Origin of the sequence: Rothia terrae (assembly GCF_012396615.1) — a bacterium.
Taxonomy (GTDB): domain Bacteria; phylum Actinomycetota; class Actinomycetes; order Actinomycetales; family Micrococcaceae; genus Rothia; species Rothia terrae.
Map to the genome: position 1 here is coordinate 34,509 of NZ_JAAXPV010000021.1, position 6,252 is coordinate 40,760.

Sequence of the window (6,252 nt, forward strand, 5' to 3'; positions counted from 1 at the left end):
AGTGAGTAACCGTATTACCCAGCGTCTGACTGTGGAATCTGATAATGCAGGGACGCGCTTGGACGCCTTCGTAGCGTCCTCACTGGATGTGCCGCGTGGCGTTGCTGCTGACTGGGCCAAAGATAGCCAGATTAAGATTGAGCGAGCTGGTAAACCGGTTAAGAGTACAAAATCTGCCAAGGTTGCTGAAGGCGACACCGTGGTGGTGGATGCGCCTGCGCCGCGGGATATCACCGATGTGCAGCCAGAATACGTTGATGGCTTTTCTATCGTGTACCAAGACGATGACATCGTGGTCGTCGATAAGCCTGCCGGTGTGGCGGCGCATCCATCGCAAGGCTGGCACGGCCCCACCGTAGTGGGAGTATTACTCGGGGCAGGAATCACGGTTTCTACTTCTGGAGCCGCTGAACGCCAGGGTATCGTGCACCGCTTGGACGTTGGAACCTCCGGGCTCATGGTGGTTGCCAAAAATGAGAACTCGTACTCCGAATTCAAGCGTGCCTTCAAAGAACGCACCGTTGAGAAGGTCTATCATGCCCTCGTACAGGGAATCCCCGATCCTCTCAAAGGCACAATCGATGCGCCGATCGGACGCCACCCCGGTTACGAATGGAAGTTCGCGGTTATTGAGGGTGGACGCGACTCCGTGACGCACTACGAGGTCATTGAGGCGTTCGGACCGGCTTCGTTAGTTGAGGTTCACCTTGAGACAGGACGAACCCACCAGATTCGCGTCCATTTCTCTGCCCTCAAGCATCCGTGCGCAGGCGACCTAACCTACGGGTCAGATCCGTCCATGAGTGCGAACCTCGGTCTCACTCGCCAGTGGTTGCACGCTCACAAACTAGGCTTTACACACCCGGGCACGGGGGAGTACGTTGAATTTGAATCACCGTACCCGCAAGACCTGGAATACGCTGTAGAAACTCTGCGCAACGGCGACTTCTAAACACTTTGATTGACTATAACTTCACGAGAAACAGGGGAATGCAGTGAGCGGCAAAGGCTTTACCCACCTTCACGTACACACCGAGTACTCGATGCTCGATGGGGCAGCACGTCTAACTGACCTCTTCGACCACACCAAAGAACTCGGCATGAACTCTTTGGCGACCACTGACCACGGCTTTCTCTTTGGTGCTTTTGATTTCTGGAACAAGGCAAAACAAGCAGACGTGAAGCCTATTATTGGTGTTGAAGCCTATGTCACTCCCGGAACTGCTCGTCAGGACCGCACTCGAGTGAAGTTTGCTGACGGTGGTCGTGATGACGTCTCAGGCGGCGGTGCTTACACCCATATGACCCTGTGGGCAGAAAACACGCAGGGTATGCATAACCTGTTCCGCGCATCCTCACTGGCATCGCTTGAAGGTCACTTTTATAAGCCGCGTATGGACCGCGACCTGCTTCAGACCTACGGTAAAGGTCTGATTGCAACCACGGGGTGTCCCTCTGGCGAAGTTCAAACCCGTTTGCGACTGGGACAGTATAAAGAAGCTGTGCAGGCAGCCAGCGACTTCCGCGATATTTTCGGTAAAGAAAACTATTACTGCGAAATCATGGATCACGGTCTTACCATTGAGAAGAACGTGATGAACGATCTCATCAAGCTCGCCAAAGAGCTGAATCTTCCACTGGTTGCCACCAACGACCTTCACTACACCCATGCGGAGGACGCGAAAGCCCACGCAGCTCTACTGTGCGTGCAGTCCGGTTCAACACTGCAGGACCCCAAGCGATTCAAATTCGATGCCGATGATTTCTACTTGAAATCCCCGGAAGAAATGCGTCATCTCTTCCGTGATTTCCCAGAAGCCTGCGATAACACCCTAGAAATCGCTGAGCGTTGCAACGTCGAATTCAACACCAAAGCGAACTACATGCCGCGTTTCCCCGTGCCCGAGGGCGAAAACGAGGAATCCTGGTTCGTTAAAGAAGTTGAAAAAGGTCTACACTACCGATTCCCCAACGGAGTTCCCGATGAGGTGCGCAAACAGGCCGAATACGAAGTCGGCATCATCTCTCAGATGGGCTTTCCCGGATACTTCCTTGTGGTCGCGGACTTCATCAACTGGGCAAAGAGTCAGGGTATTCGCGTAGGTCCCGGACGCGGCTCCGGTGCGGGTTCCATGGTGGCGTACGCTATGCGTATTACCGACCTCAACCCTCTTGAACACGACCTCATCTTTGAGCGATTCCTCAACCCCGACCGCGTCTCCATGCCCGACTTCGACGTCGACTTCGATGATCGCCGCCGTTCTGAAGTGATTCACTACGTGACCGAGAAGTACGGCGAAGACAAGGTAGCGATGATCGTTACCTATGGCACCATTAAAGCGAAGCAGGCGCTGAAAGACTCCTCTCGCGTCCTCGGCTACCCCTTCTCAACCGGTGAACGCCTGACCAAGGCGATGCCCGAAGACATTATGGGTAAGAACATCGCGCTCGCCAATGTCTACAACCCCGATGATAAGCGTTACGGGGACGCCGGTGATTTGCGTGAACTGATTGAGACCGACCCCGATTCCGCCAAGGTTTTTGAGACCGCTAAAGGCTTGGAAGGTCTGAAACGTCAGTGGGGCGTGCACGCGGCAGGCGTTATTATGTCGAGCCACGACCTCATCGATGTGATTCCTATTATGCGCCGAGAGCAAGACGGCCAGGTCATCACTCAGTTCGATTACCCCACGTGTGAAGGTCTTGGCCTGATCAAGATGGACTTCTTGGGTCTGCGAAACCTCACCATCATTTCGGATGCTCTTGAGAACATCAAGATGAACCGAAACGAAGAGATCGACCTTGAGACGCTTGAGATTGATGACGCCGAGTCGTACAAGCTCCTAGCGCGCGGCGATACTCTGGGCGTATTCCAGCTCGATGGTGGTCCCATGCGTCAGCTCCTTAAGCTCATGCAGCCCGATCACTTTGAGCACATTTCGGCGGTTTTGGCGCTGTATCGTCCCGGCCCCATGGGTGCTAACTCGCACACCAACTACGCTTTGCGTAAGAACGGACTGCAGGAAGTCACGCCTATTCACCCTGAGCTCGAAGAGCCGCTGGCAGAAATCCTAGATACCACCTACGGCCTGATCGTGTATCAGGAGCAGGTAATGGCAATCGCTCAGAAGGTCGCTGGTTACTCGTTGGGCGAGGCGGATATTTTGCGCCGTGCAATGGGTAAGAAGAAGAAAGCGGAGCTGGATAAACAGTACGCAACCTTCCACCAGGGCATGCTCGATAACGGCTTCTCAGAAGGTGCTGTCAAGGCTCTATGGGACATTCTGCTGCCCTTCTCTGACTACGCGTTCAACAAGGCACACACCGCGGCGTACGGTTTGGTCTCTTACTGGACCGCCTACCTGAAGGCTCACTATCCGCAGGAGTACATGGCAGCACTGCTCACCTCAGTGGGCGATGATAAAGACAAGCTCGCGCTGTACCTTAACGAGTGCCGTCACATGAAGATCACGGTGCTCCCGCCCGACGTCAACGAATCAGCGCTGAACTTCACTCCTGTAGGTAAAGATATTCGCTTTGGCATGGGCGCTATTCGTAACGTCGGCGCAAACGTTGTGACAGCAATGGTCGAAACCCGTGAGGAAAAGGGACGCTTTGAGTCTTTCCACGACTTCTTGAAGAAAGTCCCTGCGGTCGTCTGCAATAAGCGCACCGTGGACTCACTCATTAAGGCTGGTGCTTTCGATGATCTTGGGCACTCGCGTCGTCCGCTGTCGATGATTCACGAAGAAGCTATTGATGCAACCGTCTCGGTCAAGCGTCAAGAAGCTGCTGGCCAGTTCGACCTCTTTGGCGATATGGGAATGGGCGGCGATGATCCCTCCGACGATCTCATGATTGCAATCCCGGATGTTCCCGAGTGGGAGAAGAAAGACAAGCTCAACTTTGAGCGCGAAATGCTCGGGCTTTACGTCTCTGACCACCCTCTGCGTGGCTTAGAGGAGCAGCTGGATGCGCTGTCGGACGCGTCTGTACAGTCGTTGTTGGATGAGGACTCTACGCGCGGTGATGGCTCGATTGTGACTGTTGCAGGCATGATTACCTCTGTATCGCGTCGTATCGCTAAAGCTAGCGGTAACCCGTACGCGCGTATTGAACTTGAAGATCGTACCGGTTCGATTGAAATCATGTTCTTCGGTAAGGTCTACGGTCCGTATTCCAACGCGCTCGTCGAAGATCAGATTTGTACGATTAAGGGGCGCCTGCAGCGTCGCGACGATGGCTCTGTGACAATCTCTGCTCAGGAGATGCAGATTCCCGAGATTTCAGCTGACGGCAAGGCAGGGCCGGTCACGATCTTTATCCCTGAGTATAAGGCCACGCAGGATTCAATTACTGCGCTTCGCGATGTGCTGGAGAACCACCGCGGTGAGTCAGAGGTGCGCATTATGCTCTCAACTCGCACTAAGAAGGTGCACATGCGCATACCGCCGAACCTTCGGGTGACGCCTAATCCCGACCTCTACGGCGATCTAAAGGTGCTCTTTGGGCCAACCTGTTTGGACGCCGCATAGACCATCGAAGTACACTCAAGCCCCGCATCCGCAGTCTTTGCTGATGCGGGGCTTTTGCATGCCTGGTCTTCTCCGGGAGGGGACGAAACTCTCTTCGTAAAGGACGCTCTGGAAGCAATCGCAGGGTTGCTAGTTCTTACGTGTAAACTCCGTAGAAGATGAGAGAACTCTGAGTCTTATAATCTCTAACTTAACATTTGGGTAACTTCATAGCTGGTGCTGCGTGAATGTATCTGCGGGGTAGTTGGGTGCTGGAAAGAATATACCGGGTGACTAGAAGATTTGATGGCTGTCAGCCCTAGATTCTTCAGTGAACCTCGCAGAAGGCAACGTAATAAGGTTGTTTTATAACTAACAGTTTTAAAAGCTCTTCCTACAATGAAAGTAATTCATCACATTACATTCATAGTTTCATGGGAGAAATGATGACTACGTCTACCAGCTCGTACGCGGCCAACTCCACTGCACAGACCAGCGGTTGGAAGCGCCTTGTCACTTTGGATTACCTGAATCACGAAAATATGCGAAGCTTCGGTCTTCTGATTTTGCGTCTGGGAACCTTGGCGATTTTCCTTCACGGCTGACATAAACTTCACGGCTACCAGGGGATCGTGAAATTCTTGGGAACAGCTCCAGTAGGTGAGCTGGCTCCACAGTTCTTCGGTTTCTTGGTTGTTGCAGGGCAGTTGCTTTTGGGTATTGCTCTGGCTCTTGGAATTTTCACTCGCTGGTCTGGCCTCTGGCTGGTCTGCATGTTTGCTTTCATCATTCTCGCTGTCAATATTCCCACTAATGGTTTGATCAGCGAGCAGGGCGGCTTGAGCTTTGAACCGGCGCTCTTCTATTTTGTTCCCGGCGTGGTTCTTTTCTTCACCGGAGCCGGTAAGTTCTCGCTCGAGTATCTGCTGGTAGGACGCCATCATCACAGCACCATCGACTAACGAGGCAAAACACTGAACCACTACGAAAAGAGGGGTTCGGTACATCGGGTAGATGTACCGAACCCCTCAATCTTTGAGTGAATAAAACCATTTACTCGCCGGGTGCGTCCAGCGCGGGCTGGCGAGATGCTAGGTCGCGGTCTAGGCGCAAGAGACCTGAGCCGTCGTTACCGATCATCTTGAGATGCGCAAGAATCTCTGAGACGGTAGCTTCTTCCTCAATCTGTTCTTCAACAAACCAGTTGAGCAGAGGGCGTGATTCAAGATCACCAGCCGCATCGCTTTCTCGGTACAAATCGCGGATGGACGCTGAAACCTTCTGCTCGTGGGCAAGGGCTGCTTCGAACATCTCAACGGGGGTAAGACCGGTCTTTACATTGTGCTCAGCAATAGCGCCGATATTGGCATGGTTACCGCGGTCTGAGAGGAACTTGATGAACTTGAGAGCGTGTTCAGTTTCTTCTTCAGCCTGAGCGTTGAACCAGGCTGAAATGCCGGGAAGGTCCTGCTCATCGGCTTCAATAGCCAGCTGACGGTAAACAAGTGATGACTCAAATTCGAGAGTGATCTGAGCTTGGAACTGTTTTTCTAAATCGTTATTAATCTGCATATCTAAAAATGTAGCGGGCTAAGGCTCTCTTGTCACCATTGAGGCTTATTCATAAGGGAGGGGCAACCCCACCCCACCAAAAGACAACGGCCCCACCAATGGCAAAATAAGAGGACTAAATCGCCAGAAATAACCTCAAGCCATACCGGAGAGACCGTTGCCCAAC

Annotated in this window: 4 protein-coding genes and 1 pseudogene; 4 read left to right on the top strand and 1 reads right to left on the bottom strand. The window is 53.0% G+C overall.

The features are described 5' to 3' along the window. Window position 1 precedes the first annotated feature (1 nt). From HF984_RS10185 to HF984_RS10200, 4 genes and pseudogenes are all read left to right on the top strand, one after another. Window positions 2-952, top strand: a complete 951-nt coding sequence (locus HF984_RS10185; protein ID WP_168615568.1) for an RluA family pseudouridine synthase — start codon at window positions 2-4, stop codon at window positions 950-952. A 43-nt stretch (window positions 953-995) separates the two neighbouring features. Further along, the gene (gene dnaE / locus HF984_RS10190) at window positions 996-4,535 is read left to right on the top strand and encodes a DNA polymerase III subunit alpha (RefSeq protein WP_168615569.1); all 3,540 of its coding nucleotides are present in this window, start codon (window positions 996-998) and stop codon (window positions 4,533-4,535) included. A 425-nt stretch (window positions 4,536-4,960) separates the two neighbouring features. Then, entirely contained in the window at window positions 4,961-5,119 is a 159-nt protein-coding gene (locus tag HF984_RS10195) for a hypothetical protein (RefSeq protein ID WP_168615570.1), read from the top strand. A gap of 12 nt (window positions 5,120-5,131) precedes the next feature. Beyond that, window positions 5,132-5,476: pseudogene (locus tag HF984_RS10200) on the top strand (DoxX family membrane protein); the annotation flags it as partial. A 91-nt stretch (window positions 5,477-5,567) separates the two neighbouring features. Here HF984_RS10200 and HF984_RS10205 read toward each other — a convergent pair. Then, window positions 5,568-6,086, bottom strand: coding sequence for a ferritin (locus HF984_RS10205; protein WP_168615572.1), 519 nt, complete (start codon window positions 6,084-6,086; stop codon window positions 5,568-5,570). Window positions 6,087-6,252: the final 166 nt, after the last annotated feature.